This is a genomic window from Sodalis sp. RH24, assembly GCF_047324145.1.
GTDB lineage: Bacteria > Pseudomonadota > Gammaproteobacteria > Enterobacterales > Enterobacteriaceae > Acerihabitans.
Window position 1 is genome coordinate 1,901,460 of sequence record NZ_CP178729.1, and the last position, 17,296, is coordinate 1,918,755.

Annotated in this window: 15 protein-coding genes and 1 pseudogene; 6 read left to right on the top strand and 10 right to left on the bottom strand. The window is 58.1% G+C overall.

Annotated elements, in window-relative coordinates; all coding sequences use genetic code 11:
* Positions 1-55: 55 nt before the first annotated feature.
* Entirely contained in the window at positions 56-574 is a 519-nt protein-coding gene (gene ompX, locus ACL2XG_RS08725; protein WP_410015956.1) for an outer membrane protein OmpX, read from the bottom strand.
* A 685-nt stretch (positions 575-1,259) separates the two neighbouring features.
* Between ompX and dps the strand changes: the two genes are divergently transcribed.
* The 4 genes from dps to ACL2XG_RS08745 all read left to right on the top strand — a co-directional run bounded on the left by dps (position 1,260) and on the right by ACL2XG_RS08745 (position 3,337).
* Positions 1,260-1,766 carry a DNA starvation/stationary phase protection protein Dps gene (dps, locus tag ACL2XG_RS08730; protein ID WP_410016595.1) on the top strand — a complete coding sequence of 169 codons (507 nt, stop codon included), beginning with the start codon at positions 1,260-1,262 and terminating at the stop codon, positions 1,764-1,766.
* Between the two features lie 130 nt (positions 1,767-1,896).
* On the top strand, positions 1,897-2,163 hold the full coding sequence (locus tag ACL2XG_RS08735) for a DksA/TraR family C4-type zinc finger protein (protein WP_410015957.1): 267 nt from the start codon (positions 1,897-1,899) through the stop codon (positions 2,161-2,163).
* A gap of 159 nt (positions 2,164-2,322) precedes the next feature.
* Positions 2,323-2,964, top strand: coding sequence for a flavin reductase family protein (locus tag ACL2XG_RS08740; protein ID WP_410015958.1), 642 nt, complete (start codon positions 2,323-2,325; stop codon positions 2,962-2,964).
* A gap of 151 nt (positions 2,965-3,115) precedes the next feature.
* Complete coding sequence (locus tag ACL2XG_RS08745) at positions 3,116-3,337, top strand: hypothetical protein (protein ID WP_410015959.1); 222 nt, start codon at positions 3,116-3,118, stop codon at positions 3,335-3,337.
* A 21-nt stretch (positions 3,338-3,358) separates the two neighbouring features.
* Here the strand turns inward: ACL2XG_RS08745 and ACL2XG_RS08750 are convergent, their stop codons facing one another.
* Both ACL2XG_RS08750 and ybiB read right to left on the bottom strand, forming a co-directional pair.
* Complete coding sequence (locus ACL2XG_RS08750) at positions 3,359-5,212, bottom strand: M3 family metallopeptidase (RefSeq protein ID WP_413722358.1); 1,854 nt, start codon at positions 5,210-5,212, stop codon at positions 3,359-3,361.
* 85 nt (positions 5,213-5,297) lie between these two features.
* On the bottom strand, positions 5,298-6,278 hold the full coding sequence (gene ybiB, locus ACL2XG_RS08755) for a DNA-binding protein YbiB (protein ID WP_413722357.1): 981 nt from the start codon (positions 6,276-6,278) through the stop codon (positions 5,298-5,300).
* Between the two features lie 850 nt (positions 6,279-7,128).
* Between ybiB and ACL2XG_RS08760 the strand changes: the two genes are divergently transcribed.
* Positions 7,129-7,566 carry a hypothetical protein gene (locus tag ACL2XG_RS08760; protein WP_413723589.1) on the top strand — a complete coding sequence of 146 codons (438 nt, stop codon included), beginning with the start codon at positions 7,129-7,131 and terminating at the stop codon, positions 7,564-7,566.
* A 77-nt stretch (positions 7,567-7,643) separates the two neighbouring features.
* Here ACL2XG_RS08760 and dinG read toward each other — a convergent pair.
* Positions 7,644-9,740 (bottom strand): annotated as a pseudogene (gene dinG, locus ACL2XG_RS08765) (ATP-dependent DNA helicase DinG); the annotation flags it as partial.
* A gap of 248 nt (positions 9,741-9,988) precedes the next feature.
* On the opposite strand from dinG, the gene ACL2XG_RS08770 reads away from it, so the two are divergent.
* Positions 9,989-10,093, top strand: a complete 105-nt coding sequence (locus ACL2XG_RS08770) for a hypothetical protein (RefSeq protein WP_410015963.1) — start codon at positions 9,989-9,991, stop codon at positions 10,091-10,093.
* Between the two features lie 17 nt (positions 10,094-10,110).
* Here the strand turns inward: ACL2XG_RS08770 and ACL2XG_RS08775 are convergent, their stop codons facing one another.
* The 6 genes from ACL2XG_RS08775 to bglX all read right to left on the bottom strand — a co-directional run bounded on the left by ACL2XG_RS08775 (position 10,111) and on the right by bglX (position 17,056).
* Positions 10,111-10,842 carry an ABC transporter permease gene (locus ACL2XG_RS08775; protein ID WP_410015964.1) on the bottom strand — a complete coding sequence of 244 codons (732 nt, stop codon included), beginning with the start codon at positions 10,840-10,842 and terminating at the stop codon, positions 10,111-10,113.
* Position 10,843: 1 nt separating this feature from the next.
* A complete protein-coding gene (locus ACL2XG_RS08780; RefSeq protein WP_410015965.1) occupies positions 10,844-11,782 on the bottom strand; it encodes an ABC transporter ATP-binding protein in 939 nt (312 codons plus the stop codon).
* On the bottom strand, positions 11,779-12,930 hold the full coding sequence (locus ACL2XG_RS08785) for an ABC transporter permease (RefSeq protein WP_410015966.1): 1,152 nt from the start codon (positions 12,928-12,930) through the stop codon (positions 11,779-11,781). Before ACL2XG_RS08785 ends, ACL2XG_RS08780 begins: the two co-directional genes overlap by 4 nt.
* 30 nt (positions 12,931-12,960) lie before the next feature.
* Positions 12,961-13,893, bottom strand: coding sequence for an ABC transporter substrate-binding protein (locus ACL2XG_RS08790; RefSeq protein ID WP_413722355.1), 933 nt, complete (start codon positions 13,891-13,893; stop codon positions 12,961-12,963).
* Positions 13,894-14,069: 176 nt separating this feature from the next.
* The gene (idi, locus tag ACL2XG_RS08795) at positions 14,070-14,612 is read right to left on the bottom strand and encodes an isopentenyl-diphosphate Delta-isomerase (RefSeq protein ID WP_413722354.1); all 543 of its coding nucleotides are present in this window, start codon (positions 14,610-14,612) and stop codon (positions 14,070-14,072) included.
* 152 nt (positions 14,613-14,764) lie between these two features.
* Positions 14,765-17,056 (bottom strand): beta-glucosidase BglX, encoded by a 2,292-nt coding sequence (bglX, locus tag ACL2XG_RS08800; RefSeq protein ID WP_410015969.1) that lies wholly within the window; start codon positions 17,054-17,056, stop codon positions 14,765-14,767.
* Between the last annotated feature and the right edge of the window lie 240 nt (positions 17,057-17,296).

Genomic DNA, 17,296 nt, shown 5'->3' on the forward strand with positions numbered 1-17,296 from the left:
TCCACACCGGGGTCGTTAACCGGAAAACCGGCGCCGCCCGATCGCAGAAGGGAAATTAGAAGCGGTAACCAACGCCTGCGATCCAGGTGCCAACGTCTACGCTGCGGATGCGGCTTTGTTCGTAGGAAACGTCAAACGCGACATTTTCCATCGGGTTGAACTGCAAGCCTGCGCCGTATGCTACGCCAACGTCGCTGGTGCGGTGTGAATCGCGGCCGTCTTGCGCGTTGTCGGTAAATTGGCCCACGCCCATGCCGACTACGCCGTATACGCTGGCCCAATCGTTAATGCGGTAAGCCGGACCGGCGGTGATGCCGTAGTAAGTGCCTTTTTCGTAGGTGCCTTGTTCAGCCTGGTTCTTTTCCAGGTAGGTGAAGGAGCTGATCATGCTCCAAGGCGCGCTATCATCCATTTCATAACGGTACTTCAGGTTAAAACCCGATGCCTTGTTGATGACGCCCTGCATATCACCTTGGGCATAACCCGCGGAAACGGTGCTTTCGCCCGCAGTCGCCGAACCCGCCGCTACTGCCAATACACAAGCTAACGCTGAAAGACATGCAATTTTGTTCATAACCACCTCAAATGTGAATTTACGTCCTAACCATGAAAATATAACAAAAAGTAGCACGAAACTCTGCTTAATAAATGTTGTCCAAGTAAACGTATCGTGTAACATAAGTTTTCAAAGCTTTCTATCCCATTCATTTTACTTATGTTTTGTGCTATATGTCACAAATCAGACTTTACGTATCCTTACAACATATCCAGATTAATCCGAACTGAATGACTAAAAAATAGACCACTATCGTGCAATGCGCGTGATTTTTTTTCACAACTCATGTCGCCGCCCTCATATTTTCTGCTCATAAAAACCGCCACTACTATTTAATTATGTTATTACGGCATTTTGGAACACAAAATGCATCTCCTTTCACAGCCGTTCTGCCTGATTTTCAGCGCCTGTTTCTGCGGCACGCTGTGCTGAACCAGAGACTTTTTGCTATAATAATTATTAGAGGCATTATTTTAAATGAAAACCATTTGTATTACCGGCCCGAAACAACAAAACGCGGTTGTGATGCCGGGAGTACTCTCATGGTTGATGTCTTTTATCCTGCTAAGCTGTTTAATGCGTTCAGCGGTGGCGACACTGAGAGGTATCGGCGATATGAGTGATAGGATGCAGGATTGCGAAACGCTGTTATACTTTATGCCTGAACGAAATTAATAATGATCAATTAAGAGGATGATTAATGATGAGTACCGCTAAACTGGTTAAAACGAAATCTTCCGAACTTATTTATACGCGTAACGATCTGGAAGAGTCGGTCAAGGTCTCCAGTATCGCGCTGTTAAACCGTCTGGTGATCGAGTATGTCGACCTGGCGCTGATCACCAAGCAAGCCCATTGGAACATGCGCGGCGCGAATTTTATCGCGGTACACGAAATGCTTGATGGTTTCCGTACCGTTATCCAGGATCATCAGGACACCATCGCCGAACGCGTGGTCCAGCTAGGCGGCGTCGCCTTGGGTACCGTACAGGTCACCAATGACAAGACCCCGCTGACCAGCTATCCGACCAATATCCACAGCGTTCAGGATCATCTGAAAGCGCTGGCGGATCGTTATGGCGTGGTGGCGAACGACACCCGCAAGGCGATTTCCGAAGCAGAAGACGACGAAGATACTGCTGATATCTTGACCGCCGCTTCGCGCGATCTGGATAAATTCTTGTGGTTTATCGAGTCTAATATCGAATAATACCTTGCTTCGCCGGTGGGTGCGATGCACTAGCGCCGGCTAATCAGTTGAATGCAGCAAAAGCCGGCAGCGTAATGACCTTGCCGGCTTTTTTGACTTTTCACACCGGCTTAACGGGAGGAGCGATCCCATGGCAAGCGGCTGGGCGCCGGAAGGCGCGGTACAAGATCAAATCGATTCCACCATCAACGACGCGGTGCAGCGGGCGCGCAGCGCTTTGCTGCAAGGAGAAAGCGCCCATCATTGCCAGGAGTGCGGCGAACCTATTCCGCAGGCGCGGCGCGCGGCGTTGCCCGGTGTGCAGCTGTGCGTGCATTGCCAGTCCGAACAAGATAAAAAACAGCTGGCCCACAGTGGCTATAACCGCCGGGGAAGTAAAGACAGCCAGTTGCGCTGAGCGCTCCCTGAGTACACTATTATTGCAACCTCGCCACGCCGGGGATTGCCGCCCTTTCCCACGCGATCCCACGTGTTAACCACGGTGCGAAGCCCGCTACCGGCGGCACAGAAGCCGATGCCCGTCGCCGGCGTAAATGTCCATAGTGTTGGAGAAACCATGAGTTCATCTTCCCGTTATTATTATGAACCGCGTCACGGGCACGGCCTGCCGCACGATCCGTTTAACGCTATTATCGGTCCGCGGCCTATCGGCTGGATTGCCTCGGTCGATAAGCAAGGGCAGCGCAACCTGGCGCCGTATAGTTTTTTCAACGGTTTTAACTACCATCCGCCGATCATCGGATTTTGCAGCGTCGGCTGGAAGGACAGCGTGGCCAATATCACCGCCACCGGGGAGTTTGTCTGGAATTTGGCGACCCGCGAACTGGCCGATGCGATGAATAACAGCTCCGCCTCGCTGCCCGCAGGACAGGACGAATTCAGCTTTGCCGGCCTGACGCCCATCAAGGGAACGCGGGTGGCCGCGCACCGGGTCGCCGAAAGCCCGGTCAATTTTGAGTGCCAGTTAACCCAATGCATCCAGTTGCAGGACGCCCAGGGCGGATTAATCGAAAGCTGGCTGATATTGGGTGAAGTCGTAGCGGTACATATTGATAAAAAGCTGTTTAACGAGCAGGGCGTATACCAAACCGCCGCCGCGCATCCCATACTGCGCGCCGGAGGGCCGAGCGCGTATTACGGCATTTCGGACGAGCAGCGCTTTGATAAAGTGCGTCCGGACGATCGCCCCGCGCGTTAACACCAGGGCGGCGGCCGCTTTGTCCGTCAAGACACGCCGGTCACTGTCCATCAAATTTACTGATGCAATTTATCAATAATCACGGCTGTAAAATCCATGTAACAAGCGTATCATAAGCATCCGATATGATATTATTTACAGCGTGATTATTATGAAACGTACAATCCTTGCCAGTCTGCTTGTGATGCTCAGCGCTGCGGCTTACGCCCTGCCCGCCTATCGGCTGCCGGATATGCCGCGCAACCCGCGCGCGGACAGCGCCTGCATCAATAAAACCACCGCCAGTACCGCCGGCAATTGCCCGCGCCAGGTTTTTTCCCCGGAAAAAAACCAGGCTATCGAAGGCTACAGCCCGGTTTATCATAAAAACTGATCGCAGCGGCTTACCCGCGGATCAATACGCCTGACGAATCGCCGCGGCAAACTCCCGGCACATCTGCTCATCGCCCTGCGCGTTGGATGCCAGCACCCGCTCGCCGTCGATAACGGTGATGACGGCGTCCAGGGCAAAATCGGCGGCCGGCTGCGGCCGCGCCATCCCGCGCGCGATGGTCTCCTGCGCCTGACGCCAAGCCTGATCCGCCGTCTGGTTGCAGGCCGCCGCCAAATACAGCGGATTAAATCCCTCCCCGGTCAGGCTCCTGAGCGTATCGTCATGGGCGACGCTATTGCCCGGATGCCAGTAATGGGCGGCAAGATCGGGCCCGATGGCCGGGTTATCGGTGAGATACCCGTCGCGCTTAAGGAAAAACTGCCGGGTTTGCTCCACGGCCATCAGCGCCAGCAGATAGCCCTGATAAGAACAGGCGGACTCTTGCGATAACAGATGCGGAATCGCCATCGTCGGCCGCGGGCTGCCGTCAATCCCCAGGATGCGTTGTTCTGTTTCCCGCGCCAGCCGCGTAATGGCGTCGGGCGTCAGCTGGTCATCGTCCCATTGATACAGCGCCCATTCAAAATAAGGCACCAGCAGGATATGGCGCTCGTTAAAGGCGCGCATAGGCTGGCGCGCGGCGATGGCGGCCTGGATCAGCGCGTCCGGCGGCGGCTCGCCGTTGCCGTTAAGGGCATAGCGTTTCAGCCAGTCGGCGTCGTCCAGCAGGCTGTCGCAAAACATGGACTGCGTTTCAGCGTAGGCCATAGAGGTGGGCGGAAACTCCTGGGAAAAACACGGGGCGTTCTGGCGGATATTGGCAAAATGCGCCGCGTGCCCGCCCTCGTGAAACAGCGTATTGATACCGCTGATGCCGCTGCCGATCTGGTCCGGTTTGGCCAGGCTGGTAAAATTGATGCGCGCCGGGACCCACTCGCCCTGGCGCCGGAACGGCGGCACGGGGGCATGCATAAAACCGTTTTCGTACTTATCCTTGCGCACCAGCAGATCGAGCTGCAACCGCGCGCCGTTAAAGCCGATATGCAGCCGTTTAAAGCTGTCCACCCAGCGGCCCAGGGACTCGGCAAACGGCAGGTAGGGATCCAGCTGGCGGGTCACGTCGCCGGCGGTGCGGTAGCGGATATTCCAGGGTTGCAGCGCGTTCTCGCCTTTTACCGCCGCCAATTGCCGCAGGCTGCGTAAATTACCCTCCCGCGTCTCCCGTTCAAACCGATCCAGAATGGCGAACAGCTGTTCCGGCGTCATCCGCTCGGTTTTATTGACCTTATAGTCAAAGTAATTGCGATAGCCCATCTGGCGGGCAAAGCGGTTACGCAGGCGCACCAGCGCCGGAAAACCGTTATGCAACAGCCATTGCTCCAGCTCGCGCAGCGCCTGCTGCGAGCTCTGGCGCGCTGATTCATCGGCGTTATTGGCCTGATTGGTCATCAGTTCGCCCAACGAGGCCGCCACCCGTTCGCCCTTATCGTTGATATGGGTCAGCGCCAGGGTTTTGCGCCGGGCGTAGAGGTCGTTTTCCGCGGCGATAAGGTCATCCATCAGGGTCTGCGCCCGGGCATCCTCAATCACGTTGCAGTCAAAAAAACGCAACCAGCCGCGCAGTCCGTGCAGGGTGTCGTCACGTTCCCGGCCTGGCGGCAGCAGTTCCAGCGCGGCGATATGACGGCGAATTTCCGCCGGGCGCGCCGGCGCCGCGATAAACCGCTTATACGCTTGTTCCGCCGCGGCGAAACGATCCGCGACGTCCTCGCCGCCGATGGCCATATAATGCTGCCAGAAAAGGTCTTCCTTGGTCTGATGAACCGCCAGGTAATCGCGGTTCAGCGCGTTAAAATACGCTACTGCCTGTTGCATAACATCTCCTGATAACAGGTATTGCTTCATTTCTCAGTCAGGGCGAAAGGCGCTTGCCCATGCCGCTCTGGTTCAGGGTACGCCGTCAGTCGTGGGGTATCGCGCGATCGACAGTCGCCAGCGCCTGGTCAAGCGCGGGAGCTTGCCCGGTGGCAAGCAATATGGCGGCCAACTGCAGCCGGATAGCCTCCGGCAAGGCGAATTCGCCCCGCAGGCAGGCTTCGGTCCAGCGCGCGGTGGTCAGCGCGTCGCGCGCGCGCGGCAGATTTTCCAGCGGCGGCAGCGGATGGGCCAGCGGGTCCAGTATGACCTGCTGCCGCCCTTGGTGCAGGGCATAGATTTTCGCCAGACGCTGCGGATTGGCGTAGGTTTCGCCCTCGGTGCCGTTCATCAGCAGGGCGCTGCTGTTGATGGCGTTGAAAAAGGCGGCGATACGGGTGATATATTCCGGATGCGATACGCTGCACAGGCGCCAGTGCAGATGATGATGGAACGGCGTCGCCAGTTTGGCCAGCGTATGGGCGCTGTTGCGTACCCCCATGCGCCAGCGCAGCGTTAACTGGGCGTCCAGCGCCGGGCACAGATGGCCCACCGGGATAAATACCGGCGCACGCGCCATGACCAGCGCGCTTTGCGCCGCCAGAGGGTTATCGTGCCAGGCTATGCCCAGGGCGCGGAAAATTTCCGCGCTGGTCACCCGGCCCGGATCGTCGGTAACGCCGTGCACCACGACCGGAAAGCCGAGGCGCGCGAGCGCCATCGCCAGCAATGGCGTCAGGTTGGCCTGTTTGCGCGCGCCGTTATAGCTGGGAATAACCACCGGCGGCGGCATATCCGCCGGCGCCTGCAGCGCCATCACCCGCTCCTGCATCGCCTCATAAAAGCCCAGCATCTCTTCTTCGGCCTCGCCTTTGATACGAAAGGCAATTAATAGCCCGCCGAGCTCCAGCTCCGGCACCTCTCCGGCCAGGATGGCGCGATAGAGTGCAACAGCGGTGGATCTCTCCAGATCGCGGGCATGATTTTTTCCCCGTCCGACTTCTTTTATGACCTTGCTATAATCCATAACCGACCGTTTCCAATACGCATGTAAAGTTCAACCTCTGCCATCCGCCGCGATCACGCGGATGTCTCAATCCACAATACCTTTCATTAACGCGCTAATAAAGTGCTTCAACTTATTCCTAGCAAATACAGCGCCGGGATAGGGATAACCGGGTTCAGCGTCGCCGCGACCATGCCGCGCATAACCTGTCCTATGTCCGGTCTGGGCCCGTCGCTCGCGCGGCACGCCTTGCCGCTAAAAATTTAATATTCTTTACTGAAGTTTAATTAAAAAGGCCAAAATGGCTCTCTTTTATAACCGGACTTGTAGATAACGCTCAATGAGTAGTAAAAACATCGAATGCAACATTGATGCGTGATATAAAAAAATGACTTTTTTACCTTTCTATTTTGTTATTTATTATCAGGAAAACATTATGCATATAACGGGTATGAATTCCTCCTTCTTTACGAAAATCACATCATGGAATGAGGGCCAGGTTACACTCAGGACCCATGTATTAACGTCCGTGATCAAAAAACTGGTTAATATCAGGAGCTATTCGGCAAGGGCTGCAGCTAAATCCAGCATGGATAGCGAGGAAAGCTATAATGCGCTAGCGGAAGACGACGATAGCGTAGCCGCGTCAGAGTCAAGGAACGGCGGCGGTTCCTCGCCAGGCCGAGGGGTTAAATCTTTTATACCGGCCTTCGTCGGTTGTAACAGTAAACGTTATGATCTTAGCGCCGCGCAAAAAAACAGGGACGCCGCTTACGACCAGCTTCAGTTGAAAAGGCATCTGCCGCTGGAATTATTACACGACCGACCGGTCGATCGCGAAACCTTTATTGGCCAAACCGCGGAAGGCATAGTGAAAGAAATGAAATCCGGTTTATTGAAAGAACAAAAAGATAAACTAGAATGGAAATCAAATGAATTTGCACTTTATCTTCCGGCGCAGATAAATAAAACCATCGATCAGGTCATGGACGCCCGGCTTAAGGAAAATAAGCCGTTGAATCTTACCCCGACGTTTAACCGGGATATTATCCAGCAGGCCATGACCAAAACGGGAATTTGGCGCCAATATGCCCATATCACCCGCATTGAGAACGGCTCCGCAACGTCCACCGTCGCGGTGGTAAGGCTGTATATGAATAACCATCAGATGGATTGCCCTGACCTTATTCGCCCTGTTGCCGACCGGGTGTACGAAAGGCTGTTTAACTGTCCGGGGCTGGTGGCGCGGGTTACCCTGGCCGCGGAACATGCCATAGCGCAAAAGCTGGACAATGAAAGCCGTGCCTGAACAGGCGGCTCATCCAGCCGCCCGCCGGTTTCTCAGCCCTTGGCCGTGACAGTCCCGGGCTTGGCATCGGCCGGCATCGGCATCGGCGGCTGCTCGATGGGAAAGACCGGCAGCGCCGCCAGCAGCCGCGCGCCGTAGGATTTGGTGATAAGACGCCGGTCATAGATAACGATTTCACCGGTGCATTCATGGCTGCGGATAAGCCTCCCCACCTGCTGGATAAGGTTAAACGAGGCGCTGGGCAGGCTTTGCACCTCGAACGGATGCCGTTTCTGGGTTTTCAGCCACTCCCCTTCGGTCAGGATCACAGGGCTGTCGATGGGCGGGAAGGCGATTTTGTGGATATGCACCTGGGTCAGCAGTTCGCCCTTCAGGTCGAGCCCCTCGGCAAAGGACTGCAGGCCAAGCAGTACGCTGGTCTTGCCCTGATCCACGCGCCGGCGGTGTTCTTCAATTAAGCGATAGCGCGGCTGGTCGCCCTGTACCAGCAGTTGCAGCCGCAGATCGACGACATGGGTCAGGAAAAGCTGCATCGCGCGATGGCTGGCAAACAGGACCAGCATGCCGCGATGCGCGCCGGCGGCAAGCTCAGCGCGGAAAAAGGCCGCCATTTCGGCCAGATGTTCGCCCTCCCGCGCCATCACCGGTTCGTTGTGCATCTGCGGGATCACCAGTTTGCCCTGATGGCGATGATCAAACGGCGACCCGAGGGTAACAAAACGATCCCCCGCCCGTTCCTGCAACCCCGAAAGCTCCTGCAGCCGGGCAAAACTATTAAGCGATCGCAGGGTGGCGGAGGTCACCACCGCATGGGGTATCTTCGACCAGAGCAGCTTTTCCAGCTGATCGCTGACGCGGATGCCGACGCAGTGCAGGAAGATATGCGCGCCTCCATCGGACATTTCACGGGTCAGCCATTTGGAGATCGGCGCATTGGATGCCTTATCCTGCGCCGCCAGCTTCCATAACCTGCTGGCCGATTCCCAATAACCCAGGGTGCGGCTGGTATGAAGCAGCGCCTGGTGCAGGCGCACAATATCCTGCTTGCCCGTTTTCTCGCTCAAATCATTCAGCAGGAACTCAGTCAGCATGCGCAGCGCGTCGGTAAGCTTGAACAGCCGCGCGGCCAGCTCGCTCATGGCGATGGGCAGTTGCCCCATGGCAAAACGAAACTCCCCCGCCACGCTGTCCCTGGGCAGCACGAAGACCGCCTGCCGTTCGAACAGCGCCACCAGTTCCTGGATTTCAGCGCAGTGGTTCTTCAGGCGTTCACCGCCGCTGAGCAGGGGCGGCTTGGCCGGCTTGAACTGCGCCAGGGTCTGTTCGGTCTGGCGCATAAACAGCTCCAGCTGATGGGCGATAAATCCGGCGGTGATTTCGCCGCTCATTTCCAGCGCGTCCCGCGCCACGTCGGGCAAATGATGCCCCTCGTCGAGCACCAGCAGCATATGCTTGGGATTGGGCAGTACCGATTCGCTGTCGAGCGCCGCCATCACCAGCGCATGGTTGGCCACCACGACATCGGCGCTTTCAATTTCCTTGCGGGCAATAAAAAACGGACAGTCGCGGAAATAATGGCAATTACGTCCGAGACAGTTCGCTTTATCGGTACTGAGTTTACCCCACAGCCCGTCGCTCACCGACTTGGGGTAATGATCGCGCAGGCCATCCCAGGCGAAGCGGGCCAAGTCCTGCTGCATTTTGCCGCATAACGTGCGCTCTTTACCGTCGGCGGGGACCAGGCCGTCATCGAGAAACAGCTTCAGGTCGCCCTGGAATACGTTGTCCGCCGCCATGGCCGCCAGGTTGCGCGGACAGACATAGCGCCTGCGGCCGAAGGCGGCGGTAAATTTCAAATCCGGGATCAGCTTTTTCAAAAGCGGCAGGTCTTTACTGAAAATCTGGTCCTGCAGCGCCACGTTGGCGGTGCTGACCACCAGGGGCTTATCCTCGGCGCGGCTGATGGCGATGCCGGGGATGAGATAAGACAGCGTTTTCCCCACGCCGGTGGGCGCCTCAATCACTAAATGGCGTTCGATATCCCCGGACAGCGCTTTCGCCACTTCGGCAATCATCTGGCGCTGCGGCGTGCGGGATATAAAATCCGGGATATGTTTTTGCAGCGCTTTATACCAATCATGGATTTGCGCTTTGGTAGCGACGGACAGCGGCATGAGCCTTTATCTTCTCAATACGGGATGGGGTTATTGTCCCACAGACCGGCTCCGGCGTCAGCCTTATGCTGTATATATCTGCAGTTATCAACCGGTATTGGAACCGGGATCCAGCCCAGACGGCCAGGGGCCGCGGGCGGGTTGAGGCGCATAAGCCACGCCTGGGGTGTCACCTGCGCCGCCCCATCGCGCTTGTATCGCTGCGCGCAGCACTTATAATGAAGTGAATCGCGACCTTAAGGAAGGGTATGAATCTTATCAAAGCGGGCGTGTTCGGCCTGATCTCATTGTGCGCCCTCGGCGCCATCGGCGGCGTCATGCTGGCCGGTTATATCGTCATCGTCCATAGCTGAGGACGTCCCTGCGGCCATCAGGTAGGGTGAAAACAGCGCAGCCAGCGTTCGAACAGCATATCGCTGATGACCGCCAGCAGGGCCACCAGCATCGCGCCCTGTAGAATATAGGCGGTATTAAAGCCGCTCAGGCCGATGATTATCGGCGAACCGAGCGTTTTGGCGCCCACGGTGGAGGCAATGGCGGCGGTGCCGATATTAATAATCACCGAGGTGCGGATGCCGGTGATGATAACCGGCGCGGCCAGCGGCAGCTCCACCCGGCGCAATATTTGCCAGCGGCTCATGCCGGCGCCGGTGGCGGTTTCCAGAATGGATGCCGGCACCGTTTCAATGCCGGTGATGGTTCCCTGCACAATGGGCAACAGGCCGTAGAGCACCAGCGCGATAATCGCCGGTTGTTCGCTAAAGCCCATCACCGGCACGGCGACGGCCAGCACCGCCACCGGCGGAAAGGTCTGGCCGACCGCCACGATGGTTTCCACCAGCGAGCGAAACTCCCGGCCGGCCGCCCGCGTCACGCCGATACCGGCGCCGACGCCAATCGCCACGGCGATAAGGCTTGATAGCAATACCAGTTGGACATGGGCCCAGGCCAGCGAAGCAAAGCTGTCCTGCAGATAGACCGGACGATCCAGCGCCGGAAACAACTGCGAGAATAGCCAGTCCAGCCTGGTCATGCCGAACATCAGCGCCAGCAGCAGCAGCGCGCACCATAACAGCGGATCGGTAATTACCCGGCGCAGCATGCTATTCCTCCTTCCCGGGTTTGACCAAATCGCGGAAATGGAGCACGCCCAGCGATGCGCCCTGCTCATCCACCACCGGCAGCAGTTCGGTCTGGCGGGAGACAAACTCCGACAGGGCCTCGCGCAGAGTCATGGCGGCCGCTATCGGTTTGCCGGGCAAGCGCTCGCCTTTGCGCGCATGGCTCCCCGCCGCGCCCAGCGCCAGTAATTTAATGCCGATATCGCTGCGGCCGAAAAAATCCCTGACAAAGACATTGGCCGGCTGGGTGAGTAAATGACGCGGCGTACCCTGCTGGATCACCTGCCCCTGGTCAAGCAAGACAATGCGGTCCGCCAGCGCCAATGCCTCGTCGATATCATGCGTCACCAGCACCACCGTGCGGCCGGACAATTGGTGAATACGGGCAATTTCCGCCTGCAGCGCGGCGCGGGTAACCGGATCGAGCGCGCCGAAAGGCTCATCCATCAGCAGCACCTCCGGATCGGCGGCCAGGGCGCGCGCCACGCCCACCCGCTGCTGCTGCCCGCCTGAAAGCTGGTGGGGATAACGGCCGCGGAACTGCGCCGCGTCCAGATGCAGCAGTTCCAACAATTCGGTGACGCGATCGCGTATTTTAGCCTTCGGCCACTTCAGCAGCTGCGGCACGGTGGCGATATTCTGCTCCACCGTCCAATGCGGGAACAGGCCGATGGACTGGATGGCGTAACCCATGCGCCGGCGCAGTTCCTGCGGTTTAAAACTGTGGATCTCATCGCCGGCGAACAAAATCTTGCCCTGGTCATGTTCAATTAAACGGTTAATCATTTTAAGCGTGGTGGACTTACCTGAGCCGGAAGTACCAATCAGCACGGTAAACTCGCTTTCGGCAATGTTCAGGTTCAGGTCTTCCACCGCCGGTTTGCCGTGAAAAATTTTACTGACATGTTGAAATTGAATCATTGGTGTACCGTCTCAAGAAAAGAGATGATCAGTTTAAACAACGTGTCCACCAGCACCGCCAGCGCGATAGCCGGGATCACCCCAAGCAAGACCAGCTCCAGCGCGCTGCTGAGCAGGCCCTGGAACATGAGCGCGCCGAAACCGCCGGCGCCGATCAGGGCGGCGATCATGCCCATGCCGACGGTCTGCACGGCGATAATGCGGATGCCCGAGAGGATCACCGGCAGCGCCAGCGGCACCTGAATACGGCGGAATATCTGCCCGCGGGTCATGCCCATGCCCAGCGCGGTTTCAATCACCTCGGCGGGTACCTGCGTCAGCCCGGCGTTCACGCTACGCACCAGCGGCAGCAGCGCGTACAGCACCAGGGCAATCAGCGCCGGCGCCAGGCCGATACCGCCTACCCCCGCGTCGCGCAGCCACGGCCAGGCGGCGGCCAGGCCGCTGAGCGGCGCAATCAGCAGGCCGAACAGGGCGATGGCCGGTATCGTCTGGATAATGTTGAGGGTGGAAAACAGCGCCGGGCGCCAGCGCGCCGAGCGATGACAAAGCAGCCCCAGCGGAATGCCGATAACGATAGCCGGCACCAGGGTGCCGAACAGCAGGGTCAGATGTTCGCCCAGCGCCTGCTGGAAAATCTCCCGCCGGTTGGCATATTCGATAAATAACGACAGTTGATCCAGCCGCCCGGTCCAGATCAGCGCCACCGGCGGCAGCCAGATTTGCGCATTGGCCACGACGCGCAGCGTATGACTGGCGGTCGCGCGGCCGATGGCGTCGGCGGCGATCAGCAGGCACAGCGCGAGCAGCAGCCAGAAACCGCTGCCGAACGAGGTGCGCGCCAGATGCCCGCCCCGCCCGGCCAGTTGCGTGGCCGTGTCGCCGGCCAGCGCCACCAGGCACCACAGCAATACCTCCGCCAGCAGCATAACCGCCAGCTGCGCGCGGCGCGAGGGCGCGACAAAACACAGCGCCACCAGCGCGGCAACCGGCGCCAGCAGCAGTAACCACCCACCGCCCAGCAGGGCGGCCAGCCCGATGCCCTGGCCTGACATCAGGCGGTTCGGCGCATAGTTGACAAAAGGCAGCCAAACGCCCGCCGCAATCGCCAATAGCGACAGGGTCAGCAGGACGCGGTTTTTAACCACGCAGGGCGGCTCTCCCCGGCGCCGGGAGGGTTAGGATTTGACAAACCCTTTTTGTTTAAGATAATCCGCCGCCACTTTGCTGGCATTCTGTCCTTCCACCGCGATGCCGGCATTGAGCTTTTGCAGCGTCTGGGTATCCAGCGAGGCGAATACCGGTTTCAGCCAGGCCGCGATATCAGGATGCTGTTTGAGCACCGCCTCGCGGATGATGGGCGCCGGCGCGTAAATAGGCTGTACGCCCTGCGGATCGGCCAGGGTATGCAACCCGAGCGCGGCCACCGGCCCGTCGGTACCGTAGGCCATGGCGGCGTTGACGCCGGACGTCTGTTCGGCGGCGGCCTTCAGCGTCACGGCGGTATCGCCGCCGGCCAGCGACAGCAGCTGATCCTGCTGCAGTTTAAAGCCATAGGTTTTTTCAAAGGCGGGCAAGGCGTCGGGGCGTTCGATAAATTCCGCCGAGGCGGCCAGCTTGAATTTGCCGCCGGCTTTCAGATAACCGCCCAAATCGGCCAGTGAATTGATATTTTTACTTTTGGCCAGGTCCTCGCGGATGGCGATGGTCCAGGTATTATTCGCCGGCGCCGGTTCCAGCCAGACAATATGATTCTTGTCATAATCGAGTTTTTTGACTTTCTGGTAACCCGCGTTGGCGTCTTTCCAGGCGGGATCTTTTTCATCGCTGAAGAAAAACGCGCCGTTGCCGGTATATTCGGGGTAGATATCTATTTCGCCGGCGGTGATGGCCCCGCGTAATACCTGGGTGGTGCCCAGTTGGGATTTATTGATGGTCTTGACGCCGTGGGACTCCAGAACCTGGACAATGATATTGCCGAGCAGCGAACCTTCGGTATCGATCTTCGATCCCACCCGCACCGGCGAATCGGCCGCCTGAGCGCCGGCGGTCATACCCAGCATGGCTGCGGCAAGACACAGCGCTCGTCCGTGATGAAAAAAATTGACCATGATTTTCATTCCCCTCAGAGGTATTGGTAAATTATCCGCAGCGGTTGAACGGATATTATGTTCTTGGAAGAATAGTTCAAATTAGAATTTATTCATTAAAAAAGAAAGCATAAGAATAGAACCGAAAGTATGGAGACAACATTAAGGCTCGCGGGGAGATCGCGGGCAGAATAACCTTAACCGGCGCGCTTTAGGCGCATAAATTCGGTTATATGGCCTGGAATGGCGGCCAGCGTCAGCCTGAACCAGGGCGTGTACCGCGCCGGACGCGCCTTGATATCCGCCAGCACCGCCGGCAATGCCTGGTAACGACAGGCCATGGCTTCTTCGGGATTAAGCGTCGGCGCCTGCGCGCTGACGCCGAAAAAAACATGATCGAATTCATGTTCTATCAGCCCATTGGCCAGCGGCAGGCGGTATTGCAGCTTAAACACCGGCGTCAGGGCGCAGCGCAGGCCCATTTCCTCATGCAGGCGGCGCCGGGCCGCGGTCTGGGTATCCTCGTGGGGCATGGGATGGCCGCAGCAGGTATTGCTCCATAAACCGCCGCAGTGGTATTTGCCGGCGGCGCGCTGCTGAAGCAGCAGCTCACCGCGTGGATTAAAGAGATATACCGTGATCGCCCGATGCAGCAGCCCCTCGCGATGCGCCTGGAGTTTTTCCATCCTGCCCACGCACTGATCGCGCTCATCGACGAGGACGACTTCGGTAAACGCCATGATAGTGTCTCATTAAGCCCCTGCAGACGCCTATTTTAGCGGCAATGATGGTAAAAATCTGCGCAACGGCGGGGAATAAACGTTACGCAGCGGCATATTTTGCAAAAAAGCATGTCCGCAGCGACAGGCCCTTGAGGCTCACGGTAGGATGATTACTGCAGGGTAAACCTCGCGGTTTTGACCCGGGCGGAATCCAGCCCCACCATCACCTCGAATTCGCCCGGCTCGGCGGCAAACCGCATCTGCTGATCATAGAATTTCAGCGCGGCGGCATCCAGCCTGAACGTCACCGTTTTTGCTTCCCCGGCCTTGAGGAACACTTTCTGGAAGCCTTTTAATTCCTTCACCGGACGGCTTAACGATGCCGCGATGTCGTGTACGTAGAGCTGGGCCACGGTATCGCCGTCGCGATGGCCGGTATTGGTCAGGGTGACGCTGACGGTGATACTGCCGTCGCGCCCAAGCGTAGTGCTTGACAGCGCCGGCGCCGATACGTCGAAGGTGGTGTAGCTCAGGCCGAAACCGAACGGATAAAGCGGGCCGTTGGCCTCGTCATAATAATGCGAGGTGTATTTATCCGGTTTGTCCGCCAGATAGGGCCGCCCGGTGGGCAGGTGATTATAATAGGTTGGGATCTGCCCCACCGAACGTGGGAAGGACATCGGCAGTTTACCGGACGGGTTGTAATCGCCAAACAGCACATCGGCGATGGCGTTGCCGCCCTCGGTGCCGCTGAACCAGGTTTCCAGCATGGCGTCCGCCTGCTGGTTCTCACGCACCAGCGCCAGCGGCCGGCCGTTCATCAGCACCAGCACCAGCGGCTTGCCGGTGGCCTTAAGCGCGTCGATAAGCGCGCGCTGGCTGTCTGGAATGGTGATATTGGTACGGCTGGACGCCTCGTGGGCCATGCCCTGGGATTCCCCTACCGCCGCGATGACAACATCCGCTTTGCGGGCAGCCTTGACCGCTTCGTCGATCATCGCCTGCGGCGCGCGCGGGTCGTTCTTCACCGCCTGATCGTAGGAATTCAGGTAAGCGAGCATATCCTTATGATCGGTAATATTGGCGCCCCGGGCATACACCACGGTGGCCTTGTCCCCCACGGCGTTGCGTATTCCGCGCAACAGGGTGACGGATTGCTCGGGCCGCCCGGCGGCGGACCAACTGCCCATGATATCCCGCTGGCTGTCCGCCAACGGCCCCACCACGGCGATAACGCCCTGTTTTTTCAGCGGCAGGGTATGCAGGCGGTTTTTCAGCAATACCAGGCACTGGCGCGCCACCTGGCGCGCCGCGTCGCGGTGCAGGCGGCTTTCGGCGTTGGTGTCCTGCGGATCGCTGCCCACGGGGCCCAAATGGCTGTAAGCGTCGCGGAACAGGCCCATATCGTATTTGACATTGAGCACGTGGCGTACCGCTTCGTCAATTTCCTGCTCGCTGACCCCGCCGCTTTTCACCAGCTGCGGCAGATAGCGGATAAAATATTCGTCGCTCATGCTCATGTTGATGCCGGCGTTAAGCGCAATTTTTACCGCCTCGATGGGCGAACTGGCCACGCCGTGTTTGATCAATTCCTTGATGGCGCCGTGATCGCTGATGGTGATGCCGGTAAAATGCCATTGCTTGCGCAGAATATCCTTTAACAGCCAGGCATCGGCGGTGGCCGGAACGCCGTTTACGGTATTCAGCGCCACCATCACCCCGCCGCTGCCCGCGTCAAGGGCCGCTTTATAAGGCGGCATATAATCCTGGAACATGCGTTGCGGGCTCATATCGACCGTATTGTAATCACGTCCCCCCTCCACCGCGCCATACAGGGCAAAATGTTTTACCGACGTCATCAGCGCGTGGCGATCGCCCGGATTCTTACCCTGGATGGACTGCACCAGGGTGCGGCCGATTTCCGCGGTCAGGAACGTATCTTCGCCCAACCCTTCGGAGACCCGGCCCCAGCGCGGATCGCGCGTGACGTCCACCATGGGCGCCCAGGTCATGTTAAGTCCGTCTTCGCTGCCCTCATAGGCGGCGATGCGTCCGCTGGTGGCTACCGCATCAAGGTTCCAGCTGGAGGCGAGCCCCAGGCTGATGGGGAAAATAGTGCGCTGGCCGTGGACGATATCATAGGCGAAGAAAAGCGGGATTTTCAGCCGGGGCAATTGCATGGCCTGATCCTGCATCTGGCGGATATCCTGGCGGGTCACCGTATTAAAAATAGCGCCCACCTGGCCGTTTTTGATCATCTCCCGGATGGCTTCCTTCGGATTTTCCGGCCCGACGCTGATAAGTCGCAGCTGGCCGATTTTTTCCTGCAGGGTCATTTTTTGCAGCAGCGCGTTAACATAAGCGTCGCGGGGCAAATCGGGAGAAGGAAGCTGGGTATCGTCCGCCAGGGCGGGGTGAAGCGATAATGCTGCAAGCAGGCTCAGTGAACACAGCCATTTCATATCGTTGTTCTCATACTCGCGAAAGCGTACCGGGCCCGGCGCCCGCTACGGATATTCTGGTTAATATGCCATAAGGCATCGCAGTGCTCAGTGTAGACCATCACGAACGCGAGTGGGTAAGGTTAAATTATTGAAAGCGTTTGTTTCTGGATAAGAATATCGTTAATCGGCCGCGCGCCCGGGATGCGTCCGGCGACGCCGCGGCGGCCGGACCGGCTGCCGGCAAAGCGCCTTTCTCAT

Excerpts from the sequence above, each read along its gene's own strand:
- ompX (WP_410015956.1), bottom strand. The coding sequence starts at position 574 with ATGAACAAAATTGCATGTCTTTCAGCGTTAGCTTGTGTATTGGCAGTA.
- dps (WP_410016595.1), top strand. The coding sequence starts at position 1,260 with ATGAGTACCGCTAAACTGGTTAAAACGAAATCTTCCGAACTTATTTAT.
- ACL2XG_RS08735 (WP_410015957.1), top strand. The coding sequence starts at position 1,897 with ATGGCAAGCGGCTGGGCGCCGGAAGGCGCGGTACAAGATCAAATCGAT.
- ACL2XG_RS08740 (WP_410015958.1), top strand. The coding sequence starts at position 2,323 with ATGAGTTCATCTTCCCGTTATTATTATGAACCGCGTCACGGGCACGGC.
- ACL2XG_RS08745 (WP_410015959.1), top strand. The coding sequence starts at position 3,116 with ATGAAACGTACAATCCTTGCCAGTCTGCTTGTGATGCTCAGCGCTGCG.
- ACL2XG_RS08750 (WP_413722358.1), bottom strand. The coding sequence starts at position 5,212 with ATGCAACAGGCAGTAGCGTATTTTAACGCGCTGAACCGCGATTACCTG.
- ybiB (WP_413722357.1), bottom strand. The coding sequence starts at position 6,278 with ATGGATTATAGCAAGGTCATAAAAGAAGTCGGACGGGGAAAAAATCAT.
- ACL2XG_RS08770 (WP_410015963.1), top strand. The coding sequence starts at position 9,989 with ATGAATCTTATCAAAGCGGGCGTGTTCGGCCTGATCTCATTGTGCGCC.
- ACL2XG_RS08775 (WP_410015964.1), bottom strand. The coding sequence starts at position 10,842 with ATGCTGCGCCGGGTAATTACCGATCCGCTGTTATGGTGCGCGCTGCTG.
- ACL2XG_RS08780 (WP_410015965.1), bottom strand. The coding sequence starts at position 11,782 with ATGATTCAATTTCAACATGTCAGTAAAATTTTTCACGGCAAACCGGCG.
- ACL2XG_RS08790 (WP_413722355.1), bottom strand. The coding sequence starts at position 13,893 with ATGGTCAATTTTTTTCATCACGGACGAGCGCTGTGTCTTGCCGCAGCC.
- idi (WP_413722354.1), bottom strand. The coding sequence starts at position 14,612 with ATGGCGTTTACCGAAGTCGTCCTCGTCGATGAGCGCGATCAGTGCGTG.
- bglX (WP_410015969.1), bottom strand. The coding sequence starts at position 17,056 with ATGAAATGGCTGTGTTCACTGAGCCTGCTTGCAGCATTATCGCTTCAC.